Here is a 25,356-nt window from a genome sequence, read left to right on the forward strand (position 1 = left end):
GGCTTGCTCGCGAAGGCGGTGAATCAGTCGATATATGTCTGGCTGATACGCCGCCTTCGCGAGCAAGCCCGCTCCCACATAGTGAACCTCAGTCGGCTTGGATGCTTTCGAAACGCCGCAGTCCAGGCTCACTGCGAATCATCCGTTTCATCTTCCATTCGAACGCCAGCGTCAGGCTCACGGCCGCACAGGCCAGCCCCAGGGCCAGGCCCCACCAGACACCGGTTGGCCCCCAGTTCAAGTGGAAAGCCATCCACCACGCCGACGGCGCACCGATCAGCCAATAGCAACCCAGGCCCACCAGGAAGGTGGTCTTGGCGTCCTTGAGTCCGCGAATGCAGCCCATGGCGATGGTTTGCGTGCCGTCGAACAGCTCGAACCACGCCGCCACCGCCAACAGGCTCACCGCCAAGTTGATCACCTCGCGAAACGCCGGGTCGTCGTGGTCCAGGAACAAGCCGATCAATTGATGGGGCAACAACCAGAACACCATGGCGAACGCCAGCATCGCGGCCGCGCCGAAGCCGATCCCGACCCGCCCGGCCAGGCGCGCCATCAGCAGTTGCCCGGCGCCGTAGTGCTGGCCGATGCGCATGGTGATGGCGTAGGACATCCCGGCCGGCACCATGAACGCCACCGAGACGATTTGCAGGGCGATCTGGTGAGCCGCCAACGGCGTGCTGCCCATGGTGCCCATGCACAGCGCGGCGAACGCGAACAGCCCGACCTCCACTGCGTACGTGCCGCCAATTGGCAGGCCCAGGCGCCACAGTTCCTTGAGGTATTGGCGGTTGGGCCGCGACAGCCCATCCAGCAGCGGATAGGCACGGTAGGCCGGGTGCCGATGGATGTGCCAGGCCAGCGCCAGGGCCATGCAATTGGCGACGATGGCCGTGACCAGGCCGATGCCCATCAAGCCGAGTTTCGGCAGGCCGAACATGCCGGTGATGAGCGCGTAGTTGAGCAGGAAGTTGGCCACCGTACCGCCGAGGCTGATCACCATTACGGGTGTGGCTCGGCCGATGGCGCTGGTAAAGCCGCGCAGGGCCATGAAGCTCAGGTAGCCGGGCAGGGCGAATGGCAGCGCCAGCAGGAACTGCCCGGCGGACACTACGTTGGTTTCGGTCTGGCCGAACATCAGCAGCACCGGCTTGAGGTTCCACAGCAGAAACCCGGCCATCAGCGCCATCAACCAGGCCAGCCATAATCCGGCCTGGGTCAGCCGGGTAGCGCCCTCGACATCGCCTGCGCCCTGGCGAATCGCAACCAGGGTGCCCACCGCGGCGATCACGCCGATGCAGAAGATCGACACGAACGAATAGGTGGCCGCCCCGAGCCCGCCACCGGCGAGGGCTTCGGGGCTCAGGCGCGCCATCATCACGGTGTCGGTGAGCACCATCAGCATGTGCGCCAACTGCGAGGCAATCAACGGCCCCGCCAGCCGCAGGATGGCCCAGAGTTCGGTACGCACCGGATGCCGCATGATCATCACGCTCCCTGTTCAAAGAAGGCAGTAAAGCGACGATTCTCGGCGCTCTAGACGGATTGCACAAAAGGATAAAAAAGATCGCTGGCATGATTAAAACTCATGCTGGGCGCGTTTCTGGTAGGGTTTGCAAACACCGCCATGGAGCTTTTTGCGATGCCTCGTCGTCTTCCTCCGCTTTATGCGCTGCGGGCATTCGAAGCCGCGGCACGCTACAGCTCGTTCACCCGGGCCGCCGAAGAGCTGTCGATTACCCAGAGCGCCGTCAGCCGGCACATTCGCACCCTGGAAGATCACTTTGCCTGTCGGCTGTTCCAGCGCAGCGGTCGCAACTTGCAATTGACCGAGGCGGCACGGCTGCTGCTGCCGGGCGTGCGCGAAGGTTTCATGGCGCTGGAGCGGGCCTGCCACACCTTGCATGGCGAAGACGGCATCTTGCGCATGAAGGCACCCTCCACATTGACCATGCGCTGGCTGTTGGCGCGCCTGAGCCGTTTCCGGCATCTGCAGCCTGGTAACGAAGTGCAACTGACCAGTGCCTGGATGGACATCGATTCGGTGGACTTCAACGTCGAGCCCTTCGATTGCGCCGTCTTGCTGAGTAACGGGCATTTTCCGGCGGACTGGGAGGCCAGTCTGCTGTTCCCCGAGGAGTTGATTCCGGTGGGCGCGCCGAACCTGCTGAACGATCAGCCCTGGGATGTGGCGCGGTTGGCCAGCGCCGAACTGCTGCACCCGACGCCGGATCGCCGGGACTGGCGCAACTGGTTGCAACGCATGGGCCTGGCCGACAAGGTCTCGCTCAAGGGTGGGCAGGTGTTCGATACCCTGGAGCTGGGCATGATCGCGGCGGCACGCGGCTATGGGGTGTCCATGGGCGACCTGCTGATGGTGGCCGAGGACGTTGCCCAAGGGCGCCTGAGCCTGCCATGGCCGACGGCGGTTGCCAGTGGCGAGCACTATTACCTGGTCTGGCCGAAAACCCGGCCGGGGGGCGAGCGTTTGCGCCGGCTCAGCGACTTCCTCCAGGGTGAGGTCAAGGCCATGCAGTTGCCCGATGTGCAGCGTCTGGGCTGAAACGTTGCAGTTGGCGTGCTAGCCACTTGGCATTAATCCGTCCAAACCGCTCAAGTATTTGGCTTTGCCGCCGAATCCGTGAAGATGGAACCCTCGTTCAGAAAGGGTCTACTTACACCTCACCCGAATAAAATGCCGAGCGTGCGACGTGATCAGGATGATCCGGTCTCTCGGCCAGGAGCCGTCATGTCTCAACCCCGCGCCCGGATCGCCTCGCAGCTAGGCCTTGCCCTTGCCGTGATACTGGCGGTCGTGATCTCCGGCAGTACCGTCTTCGCCCTGCGTTCGCTGGACACCGCCAACCTTGCCACCCGTGAAGAGCACTTGGCCAGCGAAGCGCGCCTGATGGCCGATCAGCTCAATACCTTCCACAGCACCTTGCGTGAGAGCACCCAGCGCTTGGCCGGCCTGTTCGAAAAGCGCTTCAGCGCGGGTTTGACCGTGCATCCAGACCAGCCGGTGACGGTGGCGGGCGTACAGACCCCAGGCTTGAACCTGGGCAGCGAGGTGTTGAACAACAACTTCAAGGAAGTGGATGACTTCAAAGCGATGACCGCCGGTGTGGCCACGATATTCGTGCGCAGCGGCGACGATTTCATTCGCGTCAGCACCTCCGTCAGTAAACAGGACGGCACGCGGGCCATCGGCACTGTGCTCGACCGCGCCGGTCCAGCCTACGGTCCGGTGATCAGCGGGCAGAGCTACATCGGCCGGGCCCTGCTGTTCGGGCGCTTCTACATGTCGCAGTACACGCCCGTACGCGACAGCAGCGGCAAGATCATCGCCGTGTTGTATGTAGGCTTCGATTACACCGATGCGCAAAACGCGCAGTTCGAAAACCTCAAGCGTTTCCGCATTGGGCAGACCGGTTCGCTGGCCTTGTTGGATGAGCAAAACAAATGGCTGGTGCCGCCGGCAGGTGTACAGGCGCTGGATAATGCGACCGTGGCCATTACGGGCCTGATCAAAAAACCGGGCAAGGGTGCGTTCTGGGCCGATACCGCCGAAGACTTCTACAGCGTTGCCGTGCCGTTCGAGGGTGGGCCGTGGGCGGTGGTGGCGAGCATGCCGAAAACCGAGATCCGCGCCGTGACCTGGAGCGTCGGTACGCAGTTGGCCATCGGCAGCCTGCTGGCGATGCTGTTGGCGGTCGGCTCGGCGATGTGGTTGTTGCGTAGCAAATTGGCACCGCTGGGGGATTTGGTGCGCCAGGCCGAAGCATTGGGCGCTGGCGACCTGAGCGTGCGCCTGAACGTATCGAGCCATGACGAAATCGGTCAGCTGGCCCGTGCCTTCAACCAGATGAGCCAGGCCCTATCGACCATGGTCGAGCACATCCGCAAGGCCTCCCAGGAGGTCAACAGCCGCGCCCAGGCCCTGTCCGGGTTGTCCAGCGGGGCGTACGAGGGCATGGAGCAGCAGTCCGGCGAAATCACCAGCATGGCGGGCGCGGTGGAAGAGTTCAGTGCGACCTCCTTGAACATTGCCGACAACATGGGCAACACCGAACGCCTGGCCCAGGAGAATGCCCAGCAAACCCGCATTGGCCGGACCTCGATGGATGAGGCGTCGTCGTCCCTGGAACAAATTGCCGGCGCGCTGAACAGCACGGCCTCGGTCATCAATACCCTGGGCCAGCGTTCCCAGGAGATCGGCGGCATCGTCGGTGTCATCACCTCGATTGCCGAGCAGACCAACCTGCTGGCCTTGAACGCCGCCATCGAGGCCGCCCGCGCCGGCGAGCAGGGCCGTGGTTTCGCCGTGGTGGCCGATGAAGTCCGCAGCCTGGCGTCCCGCACCCGCCAGGCCACAGACGAAATCTCCAGCATGATCAATAGTATCCAGCAGGAAACCGGCAATGCCATCAGCACCATGGAGCAGGGCAACCTGCTGATGCAGGAAGGCTTGTCGCGCAATGCCAACGTGGCCTCGGCCCTGGCGCGCATCGACGAGCAGAGTCGCTCGGCAGGCCAGCAATTCGCGGCGATCACCACCGCCACCCAGGAACAAAGCAGCACCGCGACCCTGCTCAGCAGCAACCTGCAGAGCATCGCCATGGCCAACAGCGAACAGCGCCAAGTAGTCTCGAACCTGGCGCTCACCGCCAAAGAACTGGAAAAACTCGCCCAGGACCTGCGCCAAGAGGTGGATCGGTTCCGCTGAGGCCTCTGCAACCACCGCGAGCAGGCACCCCCGCGATTAATGTGGGAGCGAGCCTGCTCGCGAAGGCGTCTTGTCAGTCACATCTCTGTAAGCTGACCCACTGCCATCGCGAGCAGGCTCGCTCCCACAAGGGAGTTTACGGGTGATCCCTCTTCTTGCGCCTGCCTGGAATCAGTGTGGGAGCGGGCTTGCTCGCGAAGGCGGCAGTCCAGTCACCCTCATCTCAACCTGACCCACCGCTATCGCGAGCGAGCCCGCTCCCACAAAAGCCCTCAATCCAATGGTCCATCCTTTTTTAAGATTATTGCTGTTTTTTAGCTTGCTGAAACGTTTCTTCAAGTCTATAAAAACCGCACAACTCCAATAAAAGGTCGTGACCATGACTCCGCTCAAACTGCTCGTTACCCTTGGCGCCTTGGGCGCTGCTTCCCATGCGATGGCTTGGGATTACGTCCTGCTGGATACCGATAAAGCCGCCCAACCCTGGCAAATCACCAGCCAGCAACTCGGCGTGAAGACCGACAAACCCTTTTCCGTGACGATGCGCACCCTGCACGGTGGTCGGCAGGAAGGTGTCAGCGTGGTCGACATTGACAACGGCACCCTGAAGCTTTCAGTGGTCCCGACCCGTGGCATGAATGTGCTGCAGGCATCGGTTGGCGACGTGCGCATGGGATGGGATTCGCCCGTCAAGGAAGTGGTCAACCCGGCGTTCATCGAGCTCAACGGCCGAGGCGGGTTGGGTTGGCTTGAAGGCTTCAACGAGCTGGTCACCCGCTGCGGCTACGAATGGGTCGGCCATCCCGGCATGGACAATGGCGAGCTGCTGACCCTGCACGGTCGCGCCGCGAATATTCCGGCTAACAAGGTCACCTTGCACATCGATGAGAAACCGCCCTACGCCATTACCCTGCGGGGCGAGTTGAAGGAGCAGGCCTTCAAGAAGGTCGATTTCTCGGTGCAGACCGAACTGGTCACCGAGCCCGGCAGCGTGACGTTCGCGCTCAACGACACGCTGACCAACAACGGCGATTACCCGAAGGAATATCAAGCGCTCTACCACAGCAATTTCAGCACGCCTTTCCTGGAGCAGGGCGCTCGTTTCGCGGCACCGGTCAAGCAGGTCTCGCCGTTCAACGATAAGGCCAAGGGCGACTTGGCCGACTGGCAGACCTACCGGGGTCCGACCAAGGATTACGACGAAACCGTTTATAACGTCGTGCCCTACGCCGACGCCAAGGGCGACACCCTCACGGTGTTGCACAACAAGGCCGGCAGTCTCGGGGTGTCGGTGGGCTTCAATACCAGCACGCTGCCCGTGTTCTCCCTGTGGAAAAACACGGATACCCAAGGCCAGGGCTACGTGACCGGGCTGGAGCCAGGCACCAGTTTTTCCTATAACCGCCGGTATCAGCGCCCCTTGGGCCTGGTGCCCACCATCGCGCCGAAAGAGCACAAGCAATTCCAGATCCACTACAGCCTGTTGGCAGACAAGGGCGCTGTGGATAAGGCGCTCAAGCGCATCGATACGATCCAGAACGGTCAAAAAACCGAGGTTCGGCAAACACCGTTGGTGGACCTGAGCAAGCCATAAAGCGGTTCAAGCCGTAGCCGGCCGGTACTGCAACGCTTCGGCCAGGTGCTCGCGGCGAATGCTCCCCGCTTGCTCCAGGTCCGCCAATGTCCGGGCGACCTTGAGCAAGCGATGGGCGGCGCGCAGCGACAGCGTCAGCCGCTCGCAGGCGGTTTCCAGCCAGGTTTCATCGGTTGTGGATAACTTGCAATGCCGGCGCAACCCCGGCAGATCGAGGAAGGCATTGGCGCAGCCCTGGCGTTCCTGCTGGCGCTCCCGGGCTTCGGCGACGCGCTCGGCGACCGTGGCCGTATCGTCCCCGGGTTCGCGCTTGGGGTTCAAGGCCGTGGCTTCCCGGGCGACGGTCAGGTGCAGGTCGATGCGGTCCAGCAGCGGGCCGGAGAGTTTGTTGCGGTAGCGCTGCACCATGTCCGGTGTACAGGCACAGCGGCCACTGGGTTCGCCAAGATATCCACAGGGGCAGGGATTCATCGCCGCCACCAACTGGAAGCGCGCCGGGAAGCGCACCCGGTCACGGGCGCGAGACACCACGATGTGCCCGGACTCCAGCGGTTCTCTCAAGACCTCCAACACCTTGCGGTCGAATTCCGGCAATTCATCCAGAAACAGCACGCCATGGTGGGCGAGGGTGATCTCCCCTGGCTGCGGTTTTGACCCGCCACCGACCAGCGCTGGGCCGGAAGCCGAGTGGTGTGGCTGGCGAAACGGACGTTGCGGCCAATGGCTCAACGGCACGCAACTGGCCACCGACTGAATGGCTGCGACCTCCAGGGCTTCGCTCTCGGCCAGTGGCGGCAGCAGCCCGGGCAAACGGCTCGCCAACAGGGTCTTGCCAGTGCCCGGTGGCCCGCTGAACAGCAGGTTGTGAGCCCCCGCCGCGGCAATCAGCAACGCCCGCTTGGCCGCGGCCTGGCCTTGTACTTCATTCAGGTCGGGGTAAGGTTTGCTGGCCGAAAGCAGCCCATTGGAAACGAACGGCTCGACCGGCGTGTGACCGTTGAAGTGCGCCACCGCTTCCAGCAGATGGTCCACGGCGATCACCTTCAGCCCCGAGGCCAGGCAGGCTTCCTCGGCATTGGCCCGTGGCACCACCAGCATGCGCCCGGCCTTGCGCGCCGCCAGCGCCGCGGGCAATACCCCGCGCACCGGGCGTACTGCGCCAGACAAGGCCAGTTCACCGAGGCATTCCACGTCGTCCAAGGTCAGGGTCGGCACCTGCACGCTGGCCGAGAGGATGCCCAGGGCAATGGCCAGGTCGAAGCGGCCGCCGTCTTTTGGCAGGTCCGCCGGCGCCAGGTTCAGGGTGATGCGCCGCGCCGGAAAATTCAGCCCCGAGTTGATGATCGCGCTGCGCACCCGATCCTTGCTTTCCTTGACCGCCGCTTCCGGCAGGCCAACCATCGTCAGCGACGGCAAGCCATTGGCCAGGTGGACTTCAACGGTAACGGCAGGCGCCTCGACCCCTACTTGGGCGCGGCTGTGGACAATGGCAAGCGACATGAATCGTTCCTTGAGTGGATGGGGCGCCGCGTCCTGCGGCTCCTGAAGGTTAGTCGTGGGGATGAATTTGGGCGCGGCAATTGAGGGGCGAAAATTTGGCAGGATGTTTCGACAGCCAGTGACAATCGATACGGTTCAGCGCAGGCCATCCTTAACCCGCTCAAGCGCAATGCCCGGGACCGGCCTAGACTCCGTTTTGCCCAGTCGGCACTTGGCGGTATCAACGGCACAGGGAGGAAGTGGCCATGAACGATCTGCTGGCTCTGTTAACCGACAAGCGCTTCATGCCCCATGGGCACTGCTACATGTGGCGGCCGGATCTGCTGTGGACCAATGTGATCGCCGATGGCTTGATCGCCCTGTCCTACGTCACCATCCCCTTCACGCTCCTGTACTTTATCCACAAGCGCAAGGACGTGCCGTTCGATTGGATGCTGGCGGCCTTTGGCGTGTTTATCCTGGCCTGCGGGACCAGCCATGTGATGGAGATCCTGACCATCTGGCAGCCTTATTACTGGCTGATGGCGCTGGTCAAGGTAATCACCGCGATTGCCTCGGTGATTACCGCCATCCTGCTGGTCCGGCTGGTGCCGGCGGCCCTGAAGATTCCCAGTCCGCGACAATTGGCCAAGGTCAACGACGAGTTGCGCGAGGCACAGGCCGAACTGGTGACCACCGCACGCCGGGCCGGCATGGCGGAGATCGCCACCAACGTATTGCACAACGTGGGCAATGTGCTCAATAGCGTCAACGTGTCAGCCCAGGTCCTCTACGAGAAGGTGCACACCTCCAAGGGACCAGGGGTGGCCAAGGTCGCTCAGTTGATGAAGGAGCATCCCGATGACCTCGGTGACTTCATCAGCAGCGATCCGAAAGGGCGCGCGCTACCCGATTATCTCGACAAGCTGGCCGATGCGCTGGCCGTCGAGCAGCAGGGCATGATCGCCGAATTGGCGCAGTTGACCCGCCGAATCGACCACATCAAGGAAATCGTCGCCACCCAGCAATCCTACGCTGGCAATGCCAGTGTCTTGGAGCCGGGCTCGCTGCAAGAGTTGGTAGAGGATGTCGTGCGCATTTGCGATGTGTCCCTGGCCCGCCACCACATCACGCTGATCAAGGAATTCAGCGATACCCCGCAAATGCCGTTGGATAAGCACCGAGTGCTGCAGATCCTGGTCAATCTGATCAACAACGCCAAGCAGGCGCTGGACGCAGGTACGAACCGGCCGCCGCAGATCGTCTTGCGCCTGAAGATCGTTGACGAGGGGCGCGTCCGGGTCGAGATCGAGGACAACGGCGAGGGGATCGCGCAGGACAATCTGGCGCGGGTGTTCGAGCACGGCTTCAGCACGCGTGTCGACGGCCATGGTTTTGGCCTGCACAGCTGCATCCTGGCTGCGCACGAAATGGGCGGCGATCTGACCGTGCAGAGCGCCGGGCCGGGCTGCGGCGCGCTGTTTATCCTGGAGCTGCCGCGGCACTGACCCCGGACCCATCTCAACATGTTGCGAGGGGTTGAGTGGCCCGCAGGGGCTGCTTATTCCTGTGCCGGAGCCAGTCGCGCTTCCAGCTCCGCGACCTTGGCCTCCAGGCTTTCGAGCCGTGCCCGGGTCCGGGCCAGCACGACCATCTGGCTGTCGAATTCTTCCCGGCTGACCAGGTCCAGCTTACTGAAGCCGCTTTGCAGCAGGGCCTTGAACTGGCTTTCGATTTCGCTTTTGGGCAGCGGCGTGTCACCACTCAAGAGGCGGGAGGCGTGGCCGCTCAGGGCGTCGAGGAGGTCTTTGGGCGCAAGCATGTGCAGGTGTCCTGGAAACGATGGCGGGCAGTGTACCACGCAGTGTCTATAGTCAATTCGCAAGCCAGATGCACGCTTTTCGCGCATTGCGCCGGGCGTTGCTGCACTGTTGTTGTGCGTAACGTTGCGGTTCATGCCGCAGTGCACGTCGAGCAGGTGGCCAAGAGATTGAAATCAGAGGGTTTGGGTGCAGATGGCAAGGTTTCTGCTTAGAGGCTGATGACCCATGCACTGATGCAGTCGCTGTGACGAATGCAGTGCAGCAGGCGGAACGGGGAGTTTCGTCAGGATCGGTTAACTGGCACCTGTCGGGCAACTTGGGCCGACGACGCGTTACAAAGCCAGGCACTGCGCTTAGACTTGAGTCGGGTTTGTTTTCCTGGGGCAAGTCCACCAATTCGGGAGAAAGTTTCATGAAGCTAGTCACTGCCATCATCAAGCCGTTCAAGTTGGACGACGTGCGCGAGTCGTTGTCCGAGATCGGCGTGCAGGGCATTACCGTTACTGAGGTCAAGGGCTTCGGTCGGCAGAAGGGCCACACCGAGCTGTATCGCGGCGCGGAATACGTGGTCGATTTCCTGCCCAAGGTGAAGATCGATGTCGCCATTGACGACAAGGATCTTGACCGGGTGATCGAGGCAATCACCAAGGCCGCCAACACCGGCAAGATCGGTGACGGGAAGATCTTTGTGGTCAATCTGGAACAGGCTATCCGCATCCGTACCGGCGAAACCGATACCGACGCCATCTAAGCCGCCAAACCCAACGCCCCAGGAGAAAACAATATGACTCTGCGTAAATTCGCAGGGCTAGGAGCCCTGTTGTCCTTCGCAATGCCTGGCCTGGCCATGGCAGAAGAAGCGGCAGCCCCTGTCCTGAACTCCGGCGACACCGCCTGGATGCTCACGGCCACTATTCTTGTACTGTTCATGACCATTCCCGGCCTGGCACTGTTCTACGGTGGCATGGTCCGGTCGAAAAACCTTCTTTCCGTGATGATGCAGTGCTTTGCCATTACCGGTCTGATCAGCGTCCTGTGGGTCATCTATGGCTACAGCATCGCGTTCGACACCACCGGCATGGAGCAGGGCGTCGTCAATTTCAACTCCTTCGTCGGTGGCCTGGGCAAGGCGTTCCTGGCGGGCGTCACGCCGGCGAGCATCACCGGTCCGGCGGCGCTGTTCCCTGAAGCGGTGTTCATCACTTTCCAGATGACCTTCGCCATCATCACCCCGGCCCTGATCGTCGGCGCATTTGCCGAGCGGATGAAGTTCTCCGCCATGCTGATCTTCATGGGCGTGTGGTTCACCCTGGTGTATGCACCGATTGCGCACATGGTCTGGTCCGGCAACGGCGGCCTGATGTGGGACTGGGGCGTGCTGGACTTCGCTGGCGGCACCGTGGTGCACATCAACGCCGGTATCGCAGGTCTGGTGGCGTGCCTGGTATTGGGCAAGCGCAAAGGCTTCCCGACTACCCCAATGGCGCCGCACAACCTGGGTTACACCCTGATGGGCGCGGCCATGCTGTGGGTCGGCTGGTTCGGCTTCAACGCCGGTTCTGCTGTCGCCGCCAACGGCACCGCCGGCATGGCGATGCTGGTGACCCAGATCGCGACCGCTGCGGCGGCGCTGGGCTGGATGTTTGCCGAGTGGATCACCCACGGCAAGCCAAGCGCACTGGGCATTGCCTCGGGCGTGGTGGCCGGTCTGGTTGCAATTACCCCGGCTGCCGGTACCGTGGGCCCGATGGGCGCCTTGGTCATCGGCCTGGCGGCGGGCGTGGTGTGCTTCTTCTGCGCTACCACCCTCAAGCGCAAGCTCGGTTATGACGATTCCCTGGACGCCTTCGGCGTACACGGCATCGGCGGTATCCTCGGCGCGATCCTGACCGGTGTGTTCGCCGCTCCGGCACTGGGTGGCTTCGGCACCGTGACCGACATCGGCGCGCAAGTGTGGATTCAATTCAAAGGCGTGGGTTTCACGGTGGTCTACACCGGGATCGTCACCTTCATCATCCTCAAGGTGCTGGATGCCGTCATGGGTCTGCGTGTCACCGAGGAAGAAGAAGCCGTGGGCCTGGACCTGGCTCAGCACAACGAGCGTGGCTACAACCTGTAAATACGCGCCCATAAAAAATGCCCGGTTCGCCGGGCATTTTTTTGCCTGGAATTTGTCATTGCTCACAGGATGCGGCGGTTTTTCCGACGCCTTTTGTTGTGGATGCGACATGGGTTTTTATACCGCCAAAGGCTTACATCGAAGCAAGAATATTAGGGCCTTTGTTTTTTCCCAGAGCGCGCTAGAATGCGCGCCGAACGTGCGGAGATCTGTATGTGGCAACAGACGCTGATAACCCTGCGGGCAAGGCCCCGGGGCTTTCATCTGGTGACGGACGAGTTGCTGGCCGGCCTGCCTGAACTCAAGGCGTGTCGTGTTGGTCTGTTGCATCTGTGGCTGCAGCATACCTCGGCCTCGTTGACCATCAACGAGAACGCCGATCCGGCGGTACGTCGAGACTTCGAACGATTTTTCAATCGGCTGATCCCACAAGGAGCCGCCGGTTATGAGCACAACGACGAAGGCCTGGACGACCTCCCGGCGCACTTCAAGGCCAGCGTGCTCGGTTGCCAGCTCAGCCTGCCGGTTACGGCAGGAAGGCTGGCGTTGGGAACCTGGCAAGGTGTTTATCTGGGCGAGCACCGTGATCACGGCGGTGCTCGTAAAGTCCTCGCCACCTTGTACGGTGAAGAGGCATAACCGCTGATTGCCGGCGGATGTTGAATTTTTTCTGGCAGCCTTCGAACAGATGGCGAAGCTGGGCTATAACTAATCTGCTTTTCGCAAGTCATGAGGTAGAACATGAGCGACGATGATCTGGAAAACGACGACCTCGAAGTAGGCGACGAAGACGAGACCGAAGAAGGCCTTGAAGTGGCGGCGGAAGACGTTGCCGAAGACGATGGCGCCGACGTTCCGGCTCCTACCGCCAAAGGCAAGGCCAAGGCGGCTGTGTCGGTCGACGAATTGCCGAGCGTAGAGGCCAAGAACAAGGAGCGTGATGCGCTCGCCAAGGCCATGGAGGAATTCCTGGCCAGGGGCGGTAAAGTGCAGGAAGTGGAGGCCAACGTGGTCGCTGATCCGCCCAAGAAGCCAGACAACAAGTACGGCAGCCGCCCTATCTGAGTGTCTGCTTCTTGCTTGCTGAAAAAGCCCGCCGTCGCTGCGGGCTTTTTCATGGGCGCAGAGCTTCGGTGCACCGCAGTTCCAGGGTGGGAGCGAGCTTGCTCGCGATGACTTCAGCCCAGACAACCCAATCCGGTGGTGAGGGAGCTTGCTCCCGCTCGGCTGCGCAGCAGTCGCTAAACCGGTCGAAGTGGTCTGCCTGGAAATACGCCGGGGCCCGCTTCGCAGGCCAGCGGGAGCAAGCTCCCTCGCCACGGATCGGTTTGAGGCTCAGGCGGCGGATGGGGGCCGTCTTCGCGAGCAAGCTCGCTCCCACATAGGGATTTGAGGCGCTGCGAAGCAGGGGGTCAGGGCTGGCTATGCCACCCTGCCAATAACCCCGGCAGTTCGGTCAGGCTGCGAATTTCCGCGTCGGGCGCGTGCGCGGCATCCCAGGCCTTGCCCGTCGGGTTGAACCACACCGCGCGCAGGCCGGCCTGTTGGGCGCCGGCGATGTCGTCGCCCGGGTGATCGCCGATATGCACGGCCGTCTGCGCCGTTGCACCACCGCGCTGCAGGGCTTCGTGGAACAGCCGGGCGTCTGGCTTGGCGATGCCGATGTCTTCGGCGCACAGGGCAAACTTGAAGTAGTCGGCCAGCCCGAGGCGACGCACATCGGCGTTGCCGTTGGTGACGACGCCAAGGGCGAACTGGTTGGCGAGGATTTCCAGGGTTGGCTCGACGTCGGGGAAGACCTCCAGTTGATGCCGGGCATGGAGGAATGCCTCGAATCCCTGGTCTGCCAACTCCGAGGCTCGCCACTGATCATAACCGGCGTCTTGCAGCGCCCGGAACAGCACTCGCCGGCGCAGTGCACTGATGCGGTGCTTGAGGTTCGGCTCTTCGCTGAGCACTTGCGTGCGGATCGCCCACAGGCGCTCCACCGGGAAATCGCCCAGGTCGGGCGCGTTGTCGGTCAGCCATTGGCGGAGTACGGCTTCGGCGCTGGCGATCACCGGGGCGGTGTCCCACAAGGTGTCGTCCAGGTCGAAAGTGATGAGCTCGATGGTCATGATTCGTCGCCCTTGATGCGTTTGGCCCTGGGGTGGGCACTGTCATAGACCGTTGCCAGGTGCTGGAAATCCAAATGGGTGTAGATCTGTGTGGTCTTGATGTCCGAGTGACCCAGCAGCTCTTGCACGGCGCGCAGGTCCTGGGAGGATTCCAGCAGGTGGCTGGCGAAGGAATGCCTGAGCATGTGCGGGTGCAGGTTCTGCCCCAGCTCGCGTTCGCCGGCGGCCTTGACCCGCAACTGGATCGCCCGCGGGCCGAGGCGCCGACCGCGTTGGCTGACGAATACCGCGTCGTCGGCAGGGTTGGCCAGTGCTCGCAGGGGAAGCCACTGCTCCAGGGCTTCACGGGCCTTGCGGCCGACGGGCAGCAGGCGGGTCTTGCTGCCCTTGCCGAGTACCTGGACCATGCCATCGGCCAGGTCCAGTTGATCCAGGTTGAGCCCCGTCAGCTCTGAAAGCCGCAGGCCGGAAGAATAGAACAGCTCGAGAATCGCCTGGTCGCGCCGGGCCAGGAAATCATCCTCGACGGCGCCTTCAAGCAATTGCAGGGCGCGGTCGGTGTCGAGGGTCTTCGGCAGCCGGCGTTCGCCCTTGGGCGGCGCCAGGCCGGTGGCCGGATCGTGATCGCACAGGCCTTCGCGATTGAGGTAGTGATACAGGCCACGCACCGCCGATAACAGGCGCGCCAGGCTGCGGGAGGATTGGCCTTGTTGATGCAGGCGGGCGATCAGGCTGCGCAAGCGCTGGATGTCCAGGGCCGACCAACTGCCGATGTTCTGCTTCTGGCACCAGCCCAGCACTTTTTCCAGGTCGCGGCGATAGGCCGATAACGTGTGGGGCGACACCTGGCGCTCACTGCGCAGGTGTTCGCAGTAGGCGTCCAGTTGCCGTTCCATGATCAGCGTACCGGGCGCAGCGAGCCGGCGACCCTTGGCAGCACCCGGCCGGTGACTTCGGCGATGTAGCTCAGGAACAGCGTGCCCACCGAACTCTTGTAGTGCTGCGGATCGCGGCTGGCGATGGCCAGCACGCCGTGCACGCCCTGGTGGGCGATGGCGACGACGGCAGTGGAGCCGATCTGCTTGCGTTGTTCTTCGCCAAACAGGAAATCCAGCTCATGCTCGCGCAGGCTGCCGCTGACGCTTTTGTCTTCCGTGAGCAGGCCGCCAATGGCCGTCTGCGCTTCGGCGTGGGTCACCCAGCGGCCCACCGGCATGGCGTTGTCGCCGAACAGGATCAGGCTGACGAAGGGCACCTGGAAATCCTGGCGCAGGCTGTCTTCGACGCTCATGACCAGGTCTTCAAGGGTGCTGGCGTCCATCAGGGCCAGGATCAGCCGACGGGTCTTGTCGAAGAGCCGGTCGTTGTCCCGGGCCACGTCCATCAGGTGCGACAGCCGATGGCGCATTTCGATGTTGCGCTCGCGCAGGATTTTCATCTGGTGCTCCACCAGCGACACGGTATCGCCGCGCCGGTGGGGGATGCGCATCGTCGCAAGCAGTTCTTCATGCTCGACGAAGAAGTCCGGATGAGCCTCCAGGTAAGCAGCCACGGCCGCGGTTTCTGGAAGACTGGGGGATTCGTCGGGCTGTGGGGCTGGAACCTGTGGCTGATCGGTCATGGGTTTGGCTCACTCAAAGACGAACTTGTCCTTCGTATACGCGCACTGCCGGGCCGGTCATCATCACCGGCTGGCCAGGGCCTGCCCATTCGATGGACAGGCGCCCGCCGGGCAGGTCGATCAACAATGGCGAATCCATCCACCCCTGGCTGATCGCAGCGACGGCGGCGGCACAGGCGCCGGTCCCGCAGGCCTGGGTTTCCCCGGCGCCGCGTTCCCAGACGCGCAATTGTGCGCGGTGGCGGTCGATGACTTGCAGGAAACCGACATTCACCCGCGCCGGAAAGCGCGAATGGTGTTCGATTTTCGGCCCCAGTTCATGCACCGGGGCACTGTTGATGTCGGTCACGCGCAGCACGGCATGGGGGTTGCCCATGGAGACCGCCGCCAGCTCCACCGGGGTGCCATCGACGTCCACCTGATAGCTCAAGGCCTGGGCCGGCGCCTGGAACGGGATGTCCGCGGGCACCAGGCGCGGAGCGCCCATATTGACGCCGATCTGGCCGTCGCTGCGCACATCGAGCTCGATGATGCCGCTCTTGGTCTCGACGCGGATCTGCCGCTTGGCGGTCAGGCGCTTGTCCAGCACGAAACGGGCGAAGCAGCGCGCGCCGTTGCCGCATTGCTCCACTTCCGAACCGTCGGCGTTGAAGATCCGATAGCGAAAATCCACGTCCGGGTTGTTCGGCGCCTCGACGATCAGCAACTGGTCGAACCCGATGCCGGTGTGGCGGTCGCCCCATTGCTTGGCATGCTTGGGCTGGATGTGCGCGTGCTGGCTGACCAGGTCGAGGACCATGAAGTCATTGCCCAGGCCGTGCATCTTGGTAAAACGCAGCAGCATGGTTTTACTCCGGCAGCAGGCTTTCGCCGGCAAACAACTCGGCTACCGTCTCGCGGCGACGCACTTCGAATGCCTGATCACCGTCCACCAGCACCTCGGCGCAGCGGCCGCGGGTGTTGTAGTTGGAACTCATGACAAACCCGTAGGCACCGGCCGAATGCACGGCCAGCAAGTCGCCTTCTTCCAGCGCCAGCTCCCGGCCTTTTGCCAGGAAATCACCGGTTTCGCAGATCGGCCCGACGATGTCGTAGGGGCGGGCCGCGGTGTCGCGAGGGCGCACGGCGGTGACGTCCATCCACGCCTGGTACAGCGCCGGGCGGATCAGGTCGTTCATGGCCGCATCAACGATGGCGAAATCCTTGTGCTCGGTGTGCTTGAGGTATTCGACCTGGGTCAGCAGCACGCCGGCATTGGCCACGATGTAGCGGCCGGGCTCGAACATCAGCGCCAGGTCGCGACCGTCGAGGCGTTCACGCACGGCCTTGATGTAGTCGGCCACCAGCGGCGGCTCTTCATCGCGATAGCGCACGCCGACACCGCCACCCAGGTCGATGTGACGCAGGTAGATGCCGCAGTCGCCGAGGCGGTCGACCAGCGCCAGCAGGCGGTCGAGGGCATCGATGAACGGTTCGAGGGTGGTCAGCTGCGAGCCGATGTGGCAATCGACGCCCAGCACTTCCAGGTTCGGCAGTTGGGCGGCGCGCACGTACACATCCTCGGCGTCGGCAATGGCGATGCCGAACTTGTTTTCCTTCAGGCCGGTGGAAATGTACGGGTGGGTGCCGGCGTCGACGTCCGGGTTCACGCGCAGGGAAACCGGCGCGCGGACGCCCAGCTCGGCGGCGACGACTTGCAGGCGCTCGAGCTCATCGGTGGATTCAATGTTGAAGCAGTGCACGCCGACTTCCAGGGCGCGGCGCATGTCTTCGCGGGTCTTGCCGACGCCGGAGAAGACGATCTTGTCGGCGCTGCCGCCCGCGGCCAGCACACGCTCGAGCTCGCCACCGGAGACGATGTCGAAACCGGCGCCCAGGCGTGCGAGGACGTTGAGCACGCCCAGGTTCGAGTTGGCTTTTACAGCGAAGCACACCAGGTGCGGCATGCCTTCGAGGGCATCGGCGAATGTCCGATATTGCGCTTCGATGTGGGCACGGGAATAGACGTAGGTCGGCGTGCCGAAACGCTCGGCGATCGCGGACAGGGCAACCCCTTCCGCGAACAGCTCCCCGCCACGGTAGTTAAAAGCGTCCATGGCGTTCCCTTAGTAAGTGGTGTGGGTGTCGTGCGAGTGTGACTTGGATTGCGACGACTTGGCCTGTTCTGCTTGTTCTTCGGGAGACTTGCTGTCATCAGGCAGGTACAGCGGACCCTTTTGACCACAAGCTGTCACGAGGCAGGCAACCGCGACGAGCGCAGCAAGGGAAGAGATCAGGCGCTTCATGGCGAAATCCTTGAAAATGCGTTAATTGCGCCGGAGTATACCGGCCACCCGTCAGCTTGCCTATGCAACGGGGCGCCCGTCCGGCGGCACTGGGGTCGTCAGTCGGTATATCCTTTGCAATCGCCGGGAAGCGTCCGTATCTTGCGGCGCTTGAGCATGAGCAGACATTTTCGAGGTTGCCGCAATGAGTTTGACTGAAGCCCGTTTTCACGATCTGGTCGATGCGACCCAGCAAACGCTGGAGGATGTGTTCGATGACAGTGACCTGGACATCGACCTGGAAATCTCCGCCGGTGTCCTCACCGTCAAGTTCGAAAACGGCAGCCAACTGATCTTCAGTCGCCAGGAGCCGTTGCGGCAGTTGTGGCTGGCAGCGGTCTCCGGCGGCTTTCATTTCGACTATGACGAAGAAAGCGAACGCTGGATGTGCGACAAGAGCGAAGAGCAACTGGGCGAGATGCTCGAGCGCATCGTCAAGCAGCAGGCTGGCGTGGAACTCGATTTCGAAGGCCTGTGACGGCGTGAGCCAGACCGCCCCGCCACGGCCACCCAAGCCGCTCTACAGCAACGTCAGCCCCGCCGTACCGTCGCCATGTACCGGCGTGTGCAAGTTGGATGAACGCAAGGTCTGCCTCGGATGTTTGCGCCATGTGGAAGATATCCGCGAATGGCGCTCAGCCGATGACGAGCGCCGGCGGGTCATTTGTGCCGAGGCGCTCAAGCGCAGACTCTTGAAGTAGCCAACACCTGATGGCCAGGCTTTTTGTGGCGAGGGAGCTTGCTCCCGCTCGGCTGCGCAGCAGTCGCAGTTTTTTGGGGTCGCTTCGCAACCCAGCGGGAGCAAGCTCCCTCGCCACAAGGGTTCGGTGGTGTCCATGGGCAGGGCAAATCCTGCCCGGGTTGTTTATTTATTGAGCTGTGGTAGTGTCCGGCTACGCCTCAACTTATCGAGGCCCGTGAAAACCCCGCCTTTTTGTGGCGGGGTTTTGCTTTTTTTGTGCAGAAGAAAGGAGTCTGCCTGGATCATGACCGCACCTTCCATCACCCTTACCCGCCTGGACGTACAGCGTCTGGAACGCCTGATCGACAGTCTTGATGAAACGCTGCCGGGCGTGATTGCGTTGCAAACTGAACTGGATCGCGCCGAGAACGTGGTGGGCCACGAAGAAGTGCCTGCCGATGTCGTGACCATGAACTCGCGCGTGCACTGCCGCGAAGAAAGCAGCGGCAAGGACTATCACCTGACCTTGGTTTATCCACAGGACGCCAAGGCCGACGAAGGCCGGATCTCGATCCTGGCGCCGGTGGGCAGTGCCTTGCTGGGCCTGAAGGTCGGCCAGCACATCGACTGGCCGGCCCCGGGCGGCAAGACGCTGAAGCTGACCTTGCTGGACGTCGAATACCAGCCCGAAGCCGGCGGTGATTTTCAGCTCTGAGTGCCCGGGCGCATCAGGCCAGGGCCAGCGCCTCGTTCAGGGCGCGTTCCAGGTCGGCCTTGTAGCGCAGGTACAAGTTTGTTGAGCAGGCACCGTCGCCCACCAGTCCCGAGAGGTCCAGGTCGGTGATGTAGCAGCGATAGCGCTGGGCTTCGCGGCGCTGTTCGACGATCTCCCTGGCGACCACGCGGAACAGCTGGTCGCCATGCTCCAGTTCGGAAAACTCCTGTTGATCGCAGTACAAGGTGACGTGCACCTGCCCGTGCGCCGCTTTGCCGATGATCGCCTGCACGTCATAGAACGGTTTGTTGACCGGCATCTGCGGGGCTTGCCGCGCTTCGATCCGTCGTGCCCGGCCACCCGAAGGCAGCAATTGGTAGTACAGGGTTTCCAGGCTTAGCGGCTGGGCGGCATCCAGCGGCAGCAAGGCGTCGCGGCGGTACAGCACCGATTGCACAAAGCGCTGCAGCGGCACCAGCAGGCTTTGTTCGTCGTGATACGGCACGTGTTGTTGCCACAGCGCGTTGAATTCATCGAGCACGTACAGGTCGGCCTCGTCCTCGTTGGTCCGGTAGAACACCTGGATGCACTCGGGCTGCCCCATGGGCAGGATCAGCGCCAGGTCATGGTCTTCCAGCGCCATCGGGTCCAGGTGCAAGGGGCTGTAGGCCGTCAGTTCTTCGCCCAGGTAATCCATCAGCGCCGACAAGCTGCCCAGGGCTACGTGATTGACCTGGCCGGGCACCAATTCCAGCACGTGATAGTGCTGCTGGACCTGAAGCAGGTAACGGTAATTGAGCCTGCTCAATAACAGGGTCTGGGCTGTTTCGATGACGTCCTCGACGCGCCGCGCAATGAACTGGGCGCGGTTGTGGCAGAAGCAGCGCACCTGCAAGCGCGGCTGGCGCTGGGTGACGGGCAGGTCGTTGAGATAGTCGCGCAGGCAATCGAGCAGGGCGTGTTCGCCGTCGAAACGGTTGACCAGCACCTCATTCCAACTATTGAGCGTGACTTGGTCGAGGGTCAGCACCAGGTTTTCCCGGACCCCGGCATAGCTCAGGGAATCGGTACGCTCGGTGGTCATCAGAATGTTCAAGTCGCGGTGGTGCTTGAGCGGGTCGACGCCGACGTTCACCAGGATCAACACTTCGCTGGGCACGCTGGCCCGCAACAACTGCGCTTCGTCCACCGTAACCAGGGGCAGGGCGATGGATTGCTGCAGGCTTCCCAGCAGGTTGAACAGTTCGAACTCGCTCAGGTCGCTGCTACCTGGGTGTAGCGCCAGGCGCGTGCTGCTGTCGATCACGCCGTTGCGATGACACCAGGTCAGCAGTTCCAGCAACTCCCGGCAGCGCTTGATCGGCGCGAAGTTCTCCCACTCCAGGGCGTTGAGGCTGCCGTTGTACAGGCCCCACTGGTTCTGCCCGGGTTCTTTCTTGTTGGGCGACTGGACCAGGGTCAAGGTGTCTTCGGCCAGGTCCGGCGCGATGCCGGGGTTGATGAACTCGACCTTGTCGGCCTTGCGCTCGAAGGCGGCGTACAACCGCCGGCCCAGCACGTTGAGATCGCGCTTGTTGATCAGGCTGACGGTTTTCTCGGTGCGGGCGAACTGGGTCAGGAAGCGGTAGCTGTGGGTGAGTTCGTTGACCAGGGCGCGCCGCTCGTGGCTGACCTGGCGGACTTTCCACTGGCTGCGGCTGTCCAGCAAGGCCAACTGACGCTGGTCCCAGCCCCACTCCCGGGCCAGTCGCTCAAGCAGTACCCGTTGCCAGCCATTGCTGCGCGCCTGGCCGGTGAGTTTGCGATTGACCTTCAAGTACAGCGCGCGGCGGATCAGCTCCAGGCGTTCGGGTTCGCCACGGGCATTGAGGTATTCCTCGATGCGGCGGTAAACCAGCATGTATGGGTCCAGCTCTTCCAGGTCCAGGCGATTGGCAAACACCGCCTGCTTGAAACGCAGGCTCAGGCAGCGCACGTTCGGGTGTTCGCTGGCATAGACTTCGGTCAGCAGCAGCTTGAGCACGGACTTATAGGGCGATTCGATGCCCTTGAACAGTTGCCAGAGCCCGGCACCGACGAATTCGCCTGGCGGGATGTAGGCCAGATGCCCAAGGTCCAGGGTTTCATCCGCACGAATGAAACGCTTGGACATCAGCGTATGGGTGTATTGCTCGTAGTTCTCTTCTTCATAGACCGGCACCAGCCACCAGATCGGTGTGCGCCCGGCCAGCCAGATCGCGGTGCGGTAGAACTCGTCGAGCAACAGGTAGTGCTGGGTGGTGCCGCAATCGTCGGAACTGAGCTGGTTGTCCCGCTCGCCCCGCACAAAACGCGCCGGGTCGATCAGGAAAAAGTGCGCTTCGGCGCCCTGGGTCGCGGCCCATATCTCCAGCAACTGGCATTTCTTGCGCAGCTCGGCCAGCTCATCGTCGCTCAGGTCCGGCCCGTGGCAGACCCACACGTCCATGTCGCTCTGATCGGCCTGGGCCAGGGTGCCGAGGCTGCCCATCAGGAACAGGCCCAGGATCGGGCGAGGCGGGTTGCCGCCGTGCCGAGGCTTGTAGGAAAACGAACGGGTCAGCCGCTGGGCTTCGGCAAGGACGTCGGCGTCAGGCTCGTAGTTCGACAGTCCGGCAGGCGTGCTGCCGGAGACGTAGCCGGGCAGCAGCGGATGGTTGACGTGGAAGAACAGCGGCAGCAACGTCAGCACGCCTTGCTGGCGCGGCGACAGGCCTTCGAGGGCGCGCTCCATCCGCACGGTGTTGAGCTTGAGGAAACGTGCGCGCAACTGGCTCAGCACCTTGCGGTCGATTCCTTCGTCCAGATCGGGGCGTATTTCGTGGTTGCGGGTCATGTCGGCTCAAACCGGCTCGCGGCGTCGAACGTGGGGTGATGGCAGGTTAGCGCCCGGTCTTGGGAATACTTAAGCTGAAAACAGGATTTTGAGGTTGGTTTTTTACGCAGGGCGCCAGTGCGCCGGCGGAAATCCCGTAGAGGAGATTTCCGTGGGCGGCAGGGGGATCAGGCGGTTTCTTGAACGCTGAGAATAGTCAGGACCGTTTGTACATTCTGCGCGGCATCACGCCCAAGGCTGGTCAGGTAGCCACCATCGGGTTGATCGATCAGCTCTTTTTCGAACAGGCGTTGGGCAGCGGCAATCGCTTTAGGGGCAGCGGTCTGATGAATTTTCAGGCCTTCCTGGGAACTGTCCAGGTTGAAGAGTGCGAGGATTTCCAGTTCGGCAACCAACTCAGGGGTAAGCGACATAAGGACTCCAGACTTTCTAGGAATTTGGTCGACAGCGTCACTAAGGTGAGCGCACTCGGCCGAGCTGTCCAGTGTCAGTGTCATGCTTTTTTTGTTTAAAGCGATTCTTTTGTGGCGAGGGAGCTTGCTCCCGCTGGGACGCGAAGCGGCCCCAATAGCTTGACGACTGCTGCGCAGCCGAGCGGGAGCAAGCTCCCTCGCCACAAGAGCGGTCCAGTTTTCACAAGAGCGGTTCAGTTTTTTTCCGGCGGCAACTCGGGGAGGGCACGCAAGGCGGCTTCGTACCACTCGGTATTGAACGGGCGGTCCTCTTCCAGGATCGCGTCGATTTCCACCGCGAGCACATGGGCCATCAAGTTGAGGATTTCTTCGCGCTCATAACCCACCAGGGTCAATTTATTGAAAACGGCCTTGGCCGCTGGCGGGTTGTCACTCTCGATCTGGTTTTCAATCGCCTCGATCAGCGTGTTCTCGACGAACGCTTCTTCTTCGTTGTCGATATCGGTTGGCTCGCTCATGGCAGGCTCCTGTAGGAAAGGCCGCCAGTTTACCTGCATTCAGCGTCGTGATGCGCCTGGCAGGAAACGCCTCGACGGTCTATAACGCAAGGCTGCCCACCCCGCACGGCCTGGAGGCTTTGTAATGCTCAAGCTTTATGGTTTCTCCGTCAGTAATTATTACAACATGGTCAAGCTGGCGCTGCTGGAGAAGGGCCTGCCCTTCGAAGAGGTCCAGTTCTTCGGCGCCCAGACCCCGGAAGCCCTGGCCATCAGCCCGCGCGGCAAGGTGCCGGTGCTCAAGACCGAACAGGGTTTTATCAACGAGACCAGCGTCATCCTCGAATACCTCGAGCAGACCCAGCCGGGTAAAGCCTTGCTGCCAGCCGACCCGTTCGAGCGCGCCCAGGTGTTGGCCTTGTGCCGGGAAATCGAGTTGTACATCGAGCTGCCCGGACGGGCCTGCTATGGCGAGGCGTTCTTCGGTATGCAGGTGGCCGAGGCCATCAAGGAAAAATCCAAGGCCGAATTGCTGCTGGGGTTCGCCTCGCTCGGTCGACACGGCAAGTTCTCGCCCTACGTGGCGGGCGACAGCCTGAGCATTGCCGACCTGTATTTCTACTACAGCCTTTCGCTGGCTTTGCAGGTGGGCAAGAAGGTCTTCGATATGGATCTGCTGGCGGACATGCCGGCGGCCAAGGCACTGATGGAGCGGTTGGGGGAGAACCCGAACGTGCAGCGGATCGCGGCGGACAGGGAGGCAAAGATGCCGGCGTTTTTGGCGAGGATTGCCGCCAAGAAGTGAGTTTTGTGGCGCCTTCTTAAAGGACGCCTTCGCGAGCAAGCCCGCTCCCACATGGGATCTCCATATTCACCAAGATTTTGGGTCCACTGGAGATCCCATGTGGGAGCGGGCTTGCTCGCGAAGCTTTTTAGCTTTTTAGCGGCTGGCGAGCAGCGCCTGGCCACGCACCACGGCTGCCTTGACCTGCGCCGGCGCGGTGCCGCCGATGTGGTCGCGGGCATTGACCGAGCCTTCCAGGGTCAGCACGGCAAACACGTCCTGCTCGATCTGATCACTGAACTGGCGCAGTTCGTCCAGGCTCATTTCTGCGAGGTCCTTGCCACTGTCTACGCCGTATTTCACGGCATGGCCGACAATCTCATGGCAATCGCGGAACGGCAGGCCGCGGCGTACCAGGTAATCGGCCAGGTCGGTGGCAGTGGAGAAGCCGCGCAGGGCCGCTTCGCGCATCACCGCGTGCTTGGGCTTGATGGCCGGGATCATGTCGGCGAAGGCCCGCAGCGAATCGCGCAAGGTATCGGCGGCGTCGAACAGCGGTTCCTTGTCTTCCTGGTTGTCCTTGTTGTAGGCCAGCGGCTGGCCTTTCATCAGGGTCAGCAGGCCCATCAGTGCGCCGAACACCCGGCCACTCTTGCCGCGCACCAGTTCCGGCACGTCGGGGTTTTTCTTTTGCGGCATGATCGAGCTGCCGGTGCAGAAGCGGTCGGGCAAATCGATGAATTGGAACTGCGCGCTGGTCCACAGCACCAGCTCTTCGGAGAAACGCGACAGGTGCATCATCGCAATGCTTGCGGCGGCGCAGAATTCGATGGCGAAATCGCGGTCCGAGACATTATCCAGAGAGTTGCCGCCGACGGCGTCGAAGCCCAGCAACTGCGCAGTGTATTCACGATCGATCGGGTACGTGGTGCCGGCCAGCGCGGCGCTGCCCAGGGGCATGCGGTTGGTGCGCTTGCGGCAGTCCACCAGGCGCTCGTAGTCGCGGCTGAGCATTTCGAACCAGGCCAGCATGTGATGCCCAAACGTTACAGGTTGGGCGGTCTGCAGGTGCGTGAAGCCCGGCATGATGCTCTCGGCCTCGCGCTCGGCTTGCTCCAGCAGGCCTTTTTGCAAGCGCGTGATTTCGCCCAGGATCAGGTCGATTTCATCCCGCAGCCACAAGCGGATGTCAGTGGCGACCTGGTCGTTGCGGCTGCGGCCGGTGTGCAGTTTCTTGCCGGTCACGCCGATGCGGTCGGTCAGGCGTGCTTCGATATTCATGTGCACGTCTTCAAGGTCGACGCGCCAGTCGAACTGGCCGGCCTCGATTTCAGTTTCGATGGTCTTCAGGCCGTCGATGATGCTGTCGCGCTCGGCATCGGTGAGCACGCCGACCTTGGCCAGCATGGTGGCGTGGGCGATCGAACCCATGATGTCGTGGCGATACAGGCGCTGGTCAAAATTGACGGAGGCGGTGAAGCGGGCGACGAAGGCGTCGACGGGTTCACTGAAGCGGCCGCCCCAGGACTGATTGGTCTTGTCAGTGCTCATGAATTCGCTCGTGATCGGCTGTGGAGAAAGTAGCGGTTAAAGGCTGCGGCGGATGAT

Annotated in this window: 25 protein-coding genes; 12 read left to right on the forward strand and 13 right to left on the reverse strand. The window is 62.3% G+C overall.

Going from position 1 to position 25,356, the window contains the following annotated elements:
• Positions 1-88 precede the first annotated feature (88 nt).
• Positions 89-1,483, reverse strand: coding sequence for a NorM family multidrug efflux MATE transporter (locus M1D99_RS01400; RefSeq protein ID WP_458132177.1), 1,395 nt, complete (start codon positions 1,481-1,483; stop codon positions 89-91).
• A gap of 159 nt (positions 1,484-1,642) precedes the next feature.
• On the opposite strand from M1D99_RS01400, the gene M1D99_RS01405 reads away from it, so the two are divergent.
• From M1D99_RS01405 to M1D99_RS01415, 3 genes are all read left to right on the forward strand, one after another.
• The gene (locus M1D99_RS01405) at positions 1,643-2,563 is read left to right on the forward strand and encodes a LysR substrate-binding domain-containing protein (RefSeq protein ID WP_186730321.1); all 921 of its coding nucleotides are present in this window, start codon (positions 1,643-1,645) and stop codon (positions 2,561-2,563) included.
• Positions 2,564-2,749: 186 nt separating this feature from the next.
• On the forward strand, positions 2,750-4,726 hold the full coding sequence (locus tag M1D99_RS01410; protein WP_186730320.1) for a methyl-accepting chemotaxis protein: 1,977 nt from the start codon (positions 2,750-2,752) through the stop codon (positions 4,724-4,726).
• 379 nt (positions 4,727-5,105) lie between these two features.
• Positions 5,106-6,320 (forward strand): aldose 1-epimerase family protein, encoded by a 1,215-nt coding sequence (locus M1D99_RS01415; protein WP_186730319.1) that lies wholly within the window; start codon positions 5,106-5,108, stop codon positions 6,318-6,320.
• Between the two features lie 6 nt (positions 6,321-6,326).
• Here M1D99_RS01415 and M1D99_RS01420 read toward each other — a convergent pair whose 3' ends face one another.
• Positions 6,327-7,820 carry a YifB family Mg chelatase-like AAA ATPase gene (locus tag M1D99_RS01420; protein WP_186706870.1) on the reverse strand — a complete coding sequence of 498 codons (1,494 nt, stop codon included), beginning with the start codon at positions 7,818-7,820 and terminating at the stop codon, positions 6,327-6,329.
• Positions 7,821-8,065: 245 nt separating this feature from the next.
• Between M1D99_RS01420 and M1D99_RS01425 the strand changes: the two genes are divergently transcribed.
• Entirely contained in the window at positions 8,066-9,307 is a 1,242-nt protein-coding gene (locus M1D99_RS01425) for a sensor histidine kinase (protein ID WP_458131308.1), read from the forward strand.
• Positions 9,308-9,360: 53 nt separating this feature from the next.
• Here M1D99_RS01425 and M1D99_RS01430 read toward each other — a convergent pair whose 3' ends face one another.
• Positions 9,361-9,621: an accessory factor UbiK family protein gene (locus tag M1D99_RS01430; RefSeq protein ID WP_053126510.1), complete on the reverse strand. Its 261-nt coding sequence runs from the start codon at positions 9,619-9,621 to the stop codon at positions 9,361-9,363.
• A gap of 413 nt (positions 9,622-10,034) precedes the next feature.
• Between M1D99_RS01430 and glnK the strand changes: the two genes are divergently transcribed.
• From glnK to sutA, 4 genes are all read left to right on the forward strand, one after another.
• Complete coding sequence (gene glnK, locus M1D99_RS01435) at positions 10,035-10,373, forward strand: P-II family nitrogen regulator (protein WP_002555808.1); 339 nt, start codon at positions 10,035-10,037, stop codon at positions 10,371-10,373.
• 33 nt (positions 10,374-10,406) lie between these two features.
• Complete coding sequence (locus M1D99_RS01440) at positions 10,407-11,741, forward strand: ammonium transporter (protein ID WP_186706865.1); 1,335 nt, start codon at positions 10,407-10,409, stop codon at positions 11,739-11,741.
• A gap of 213 nt (positions 11,742-11,954) precedes the next feature.
• Complete coding sequence (locus M1D99_RS01445) at positions 11,955-12,380, forward strand: secondary thiamine-phosphate synthase enzyme YjbQ (protein WP_186706864.1); 426 nt, start codon at positions 11,955-11,957, stop codon at positions 12,378-12,380.
• 102 nt (positions 12,381-12,482) lie between these two features.
• Positions 12,483-12,806, forward strand: coding sequence for a transcriptional regulator SutA (gene sutA / locus M1D99_RS01450; RefSeq protein WP_072406034.1), 324 nt, complete (start codon positions 12,483-12,485; stop codon positions 12,804-12,806).
• Between the two features lie 347 nt (positions 12,807-13,153).
• Here the strand turns inward: sutA and M1D99_RS01455 are convergent, their stop codons facing one another.
• Genes M1D99_RS01455 through lptM form a run of 6 tightly spaced genes read right to left on the reverse strand, consistent with a single transcriptional unit; the run spans position 13,154 to position 17,764 of the window.
• Entirely contained in the window at positions 13,154-13,858 is a 705-nt protein-coding gene (locus M1D99_RS01455; RefSeq protein WP_186730150.1) for an HAD family hydrolase, read from the reverse strand.
• Entirely contained in the window at positions 13,855-14,754 is a 900-nt protein-coding gene (gene xerC / locus M1D99_RS01460; RefSeq protein ID WP_186706862.1) for a tyrosine recombinase XerC, read from the reverse strand. The genes M1D99_RS01455 and xerC overlap by 4 nt, the downstream gene beginning before the upstream one ends.
• 2 nt (positions 14,755-14,756) lie before the next feature.
• Positions 14,757-15,479, reverse strand: coding sequence for a DUF484 family protein (locus M1D99_RS01465; RefSeq protein WP_053126501.1), 723 nt, complete (start codon positions 15,477-15,479; stop codon positions 14,757-14,759).
• Positions 15,480-15,492: 13 nt separating this feature from the next.
• The gene (gene dapF / locus M1D99_RS01470; RefSeq protein WP_434573615.1) at positions 15,493-16,323 is read right to left on the reverse strand and encodes a diaminopimelate epimerase; all 831 of its coding nucleotides are present in this window, start codon (positions 16,321-16,323) and stop codon (positions 15,493-15,495) included.
• A gap of 4 nt (positions 16,324-16,327) precedes the next feature.
• Positions 16,328-17,575 carry a diaminopimelate decarboxylase gene (gene lysA / locus M1D99_RS01475; RefSeq protein ID WP_186730152.1) on the reverse strand — a complete coding sequence of 416 codons (1,248 nt, stop codon included), beginning with the start codon at positions 17,573-17,575 and terminating at the stop codon, positions 16,328-16,330.
• A gap of 9 nt (positions 17,576-17,584) precedes the next feature.
• On the reverse strand, positions 17,585-17,764 hold the full coding sequence (gene lptM / locus M1D99_RS01480; protein WP_018605419.1) for an LPS translocon maturation chaperone LptM: 180 nt from the start codon (positions 17,762-17,764) through the stop codon (positions 17,585-17,587).
• Between the two features lie 184 nt (positions 17,765-17,948).
• Between lptM and cyaY the strand changes: the two genes are divergently transcribed.
• The 3 genes from cyaY (at position 17,949) to rnk (ending at position 19,200) form a co-directional block, all read left to right on the forward strand.
• The gene (cyaY, locus tag M1D99_RS01485) at positions 17,949-18,281 is read left to right on the forward strand and encodes an iron donor protein CyaY (RefSeq protein WP_250964771.1); all 333 of its coding nucleotides are present in this window, start codon (positions 17,949-17,951) and stop codon (positions 18,279-18,281) included.
• A 4-nt stretch (positions 18,282-18,285) separates the two neighbouring features.
• A complete protein-coding gene (locus M1D99_RS01490; protein WP_207963785.1) occupies positions 18,286-18,504 on the forward strand; it encodes a DUF1289 domain-containing protein in 219 nt (72 codons plus the stop codon).
• 285 nt (positions 18,505-18,789) lie between these two features.
• Positions 18,790-19,200, forward strand: coding sequence for a nucleoside diphosphate kinase regulator (gene rnk, locus M1D99_RS01495; RefSeq protein ID WP_186706858.1), 411 nt, complete (start codon positions 18,790-18,792; stop codon positions 19,198-19,200).
• A gap of 13 nt (positions 19,201-19,213) precedes the next feature.
• Here rnk and M1D99_RS01500 read toward each other — a convergent pair whose 3' ends face one another.
• From M1D99_RS01500 to M1D99_RS01510, 3 genes are all read right to left on the reverse strand, one after another.
• Positions 19,214-22,054, reverse strand: a complete 2,841-nt coding sequence (locus tag M1D99_RS01500) for a class I adenylate cyclase (protein ID WP_458131309.1) — start codon at positions 22,052-22,054, stop codon at positions 19,214-19,216.
• 167 nt (positions 22,055-22,221) lie between these two features.
• Complete coding sequence (locus M1D99_RS01505; protein WP_157711860.1) at positions 22,222-22,467, reverse strand: TIGR02647 family protein; 246 nt, start codon at positions 22,465-22,467, stop codon at positions 22,222-22,224.
• Positions 22,468-22,700: 233 nt separating this feature from the next.
• Positions 22,701-22,985, reverse strand: coding sequence for a hypothetical protein (locus M1D99_RS01510; RefSeq protein WP_434573620.1), 285 nt, complete (start codon positions 22,983-22,985; stop codon positions 22,701-22,703).
• A gap of 124 nt (positions 22,986-23,109) precedes the next feature.
• On the opposite strand from M1D99_RS01510, the gene M1D99_RS01515 reads away from it, so the two are divergent.
• A complete protein-coding gene (locus M1D99_RS01515) occupies positions 23,110-23,769 on the forward strand; it encodes a glutathione S-transferase family protein (RefSeq protein WP_458131310.1) in 660 nt (219 codons plus the stop codon).
• 135 nt (positions 23,770-23,904) lie between these two features.
• Here the strand turns inward: M1D99_RS01515 and argH are convergent, their stop codons facing one another.
• Positions 23,905-25,299, reverse strand: coding sequence for an argininosuccinate lyase (argH, locus tag M1D99_RS01520; protein WP_434573622.1), 1,395 nt, complete (start codon positions 25,297-25,299; stop codon positions 23,905-23,907).
• Positions 25,300-25,356: the final 57 nt, after the last annotated feature.

Source organism: Pseudomonas sp. R3-41 (genome assembly GCF_054161485.1).

What these genes read in the sequence shown, in the direction of transcription:
- M1D99_RS01400 (WP_458132177.1), bottom strand. Translation starts at nt 1,483, where the DNA reads ATGCGGCATCCGGTGCGTACCGAACTCTGGGCCATCCTGCGGCTGGCG.
- M1D99_RS01405 (WP_186730321.1), top strand. Translation starts at nt 1,643, where the DNA reads ATGCCTCGTCGTCTTCCTCCGCTTTATGCGCTGCGGGCATTCGAAGCC.
- M1D99_RS01410 (WP_186730320.1), top strand. Translation starts at nt 2,750, where the DNA reads ATGTCTCAACCCCGCGCCCGGATCGCCTCGCAGCTAGGCCTTGCCCTT.
- M1D99_RS01415 (WP_186730319.1), top strand. Translation starts at nt 5,106, where the DNA reads ATGACTCCGCTCAAACTGCTCGTTACCCTTGGCGCCTTGGGCGCTGCT.
- M1D99_RS01420 (WP_186706870.1), bottom strand. Translation starts at nt 7,820, where the DNA reads ATGTCGCTTGCCATTGTCCACAGCCGCGCCCAAGTAGGGGTCGAGGCG.
- M1D99_RS01425 (WP_458131308.1), top strand. Translation starts at nt 8,066, where the DNA reads ATGAACGATCTGCTGGCTCTGTTAACCGACAAGCGCTTCATGCCCCAT.
- M1D99_RS01430 (WP_053126510.1), bottom strand. Translation starts at nt 9,621, where the DNA reads ATGCTTGCGCCCAAAGACCTCCTCGACGCCCTGAGCGGCCACGCCTCC.
- glnK (WP_002555808.1), top strand. Translation starts at nt 10,035, where the DNA reads ATGAAGCTAGTCACTGCCATCATCAAGCCGTTCAAGTTGGACGACGTG.
- M1D99_RS01440 (WP_186706865.1), top strand. Translation starts at nt 10,407, where the DNA reads ATGACTCTGCGTAAATTCGCAGGGCTAGGAGCCCTGTTGTCCTTCGCA.
- M1D99_RS01445 (WP_186706864.1), top strand. Translation starts at nt 11,955, where the DNA reads ATGTGGCAACAGACGCTGATAACCCTGCGGGCAAGGCCCCGGGGCTTT.
- sutA (WP_072406034.1), top strand. Translation starts at nt 12,483, where the DNA reads ATGAGCGACGATGATCTGGAAAACGACGACCTCGAAGTAGGCGACGAA.
- M1D99_RS01455 (WP_186730150.1), bottom strand. Translation starts at nt 13,858, where the DNA reads ATGACCATCGAGCTCATCACTTTCGACCTGGACGACACCTTGTGGGAC.
- xerC (WP_186706862.1), bottom strand. Translation starts at nt 14,754, where the DNA reads ATGGAACGGCAACTGGACGCCTACTGCGAACACCTGCGCAGTGAGCGC.
- M1D99_RS01465 (WP_053126501.1), bottom strand. Translation starts at nt 15,479, where the DNA reads ATGACCGATCAGCCACAGGTTCCAGCCCCACAGCCCGACGAATCCCCC.
- dapF (WP_434573615.1), bottom strand. Translation starts at nt 16,323, where the DNA reads ATGCTGCTGCGTTTTACCAAGATGCACGGCCTGGGCAATGACTTCATG.
- lysA (WP_186730152.1), bottom strand. Translation starts at nt 17,575, where the DNA reads ATGGACGCTTTTAACTACCGTGGCGGGGAGCTGTTCGCGGAAGGGGTT.
- lptM (WP_018605419.1), bottom strand. Translation starts at nt 17,764, where the DNA reads ATGAAGCGCCTGATCTCTTCCCTTGCTGCGCTCGTCGCGGTTGCCTGC.
- cyaY (WP_250964771.1), top strand. Translation starts at nt 17,949, where the DNA reads ATGAGTTTGACTGAAGCCCGTTTTCACGATCTGGTCGATGCGACCCAG.
- rnk (WP_186706858.1), top strand. Translation starts at nt 18,790, where the DNA reads ATGACCGCACCTTCCATCACCCTTACCCGCCTGGACGTACAGCGTCTG.
- M1D99_RS01500 (WP_458131309.1), bottom strand. Translation starts at nt 22,054, where the DNA reads ATGACCCGCAACCACGAAATACGCCCCGATCTGGACGAAGGAATCGAC.
- M1D99_RS01505 (WP_157711860.1), bottom strand. Translation starts at nt 22,467, where the DNA reads ATGTCGCTTACCCCTGAGTTGGTTGCCGAACTGGAAATCCTCGCACTC.
- M1D99_RS01510 (WP_434573620.1), bottom strand. Translation starts at nt 22,985, where the DNA reads ATGAGCGAGCCAACCGATATCGACAACGAAGAAGAAGCGTTCGTCGAG.
- M1D99_RS01515 (WP_458131310.1), top strand. Translation starts at nt 23,110, where the DNA reads ATGCTCAAGCTTTATGGTTTCTCCGTCAGTAATTATTACAACATGGTC.
- argH (WP_434573622.1), bottom strand. Translation starts at nt 25,299, where the DNA reads ATGAGCACTGACAAGACCAATCAGTCCTGGGGCGGCCGCTTCAGTGAA.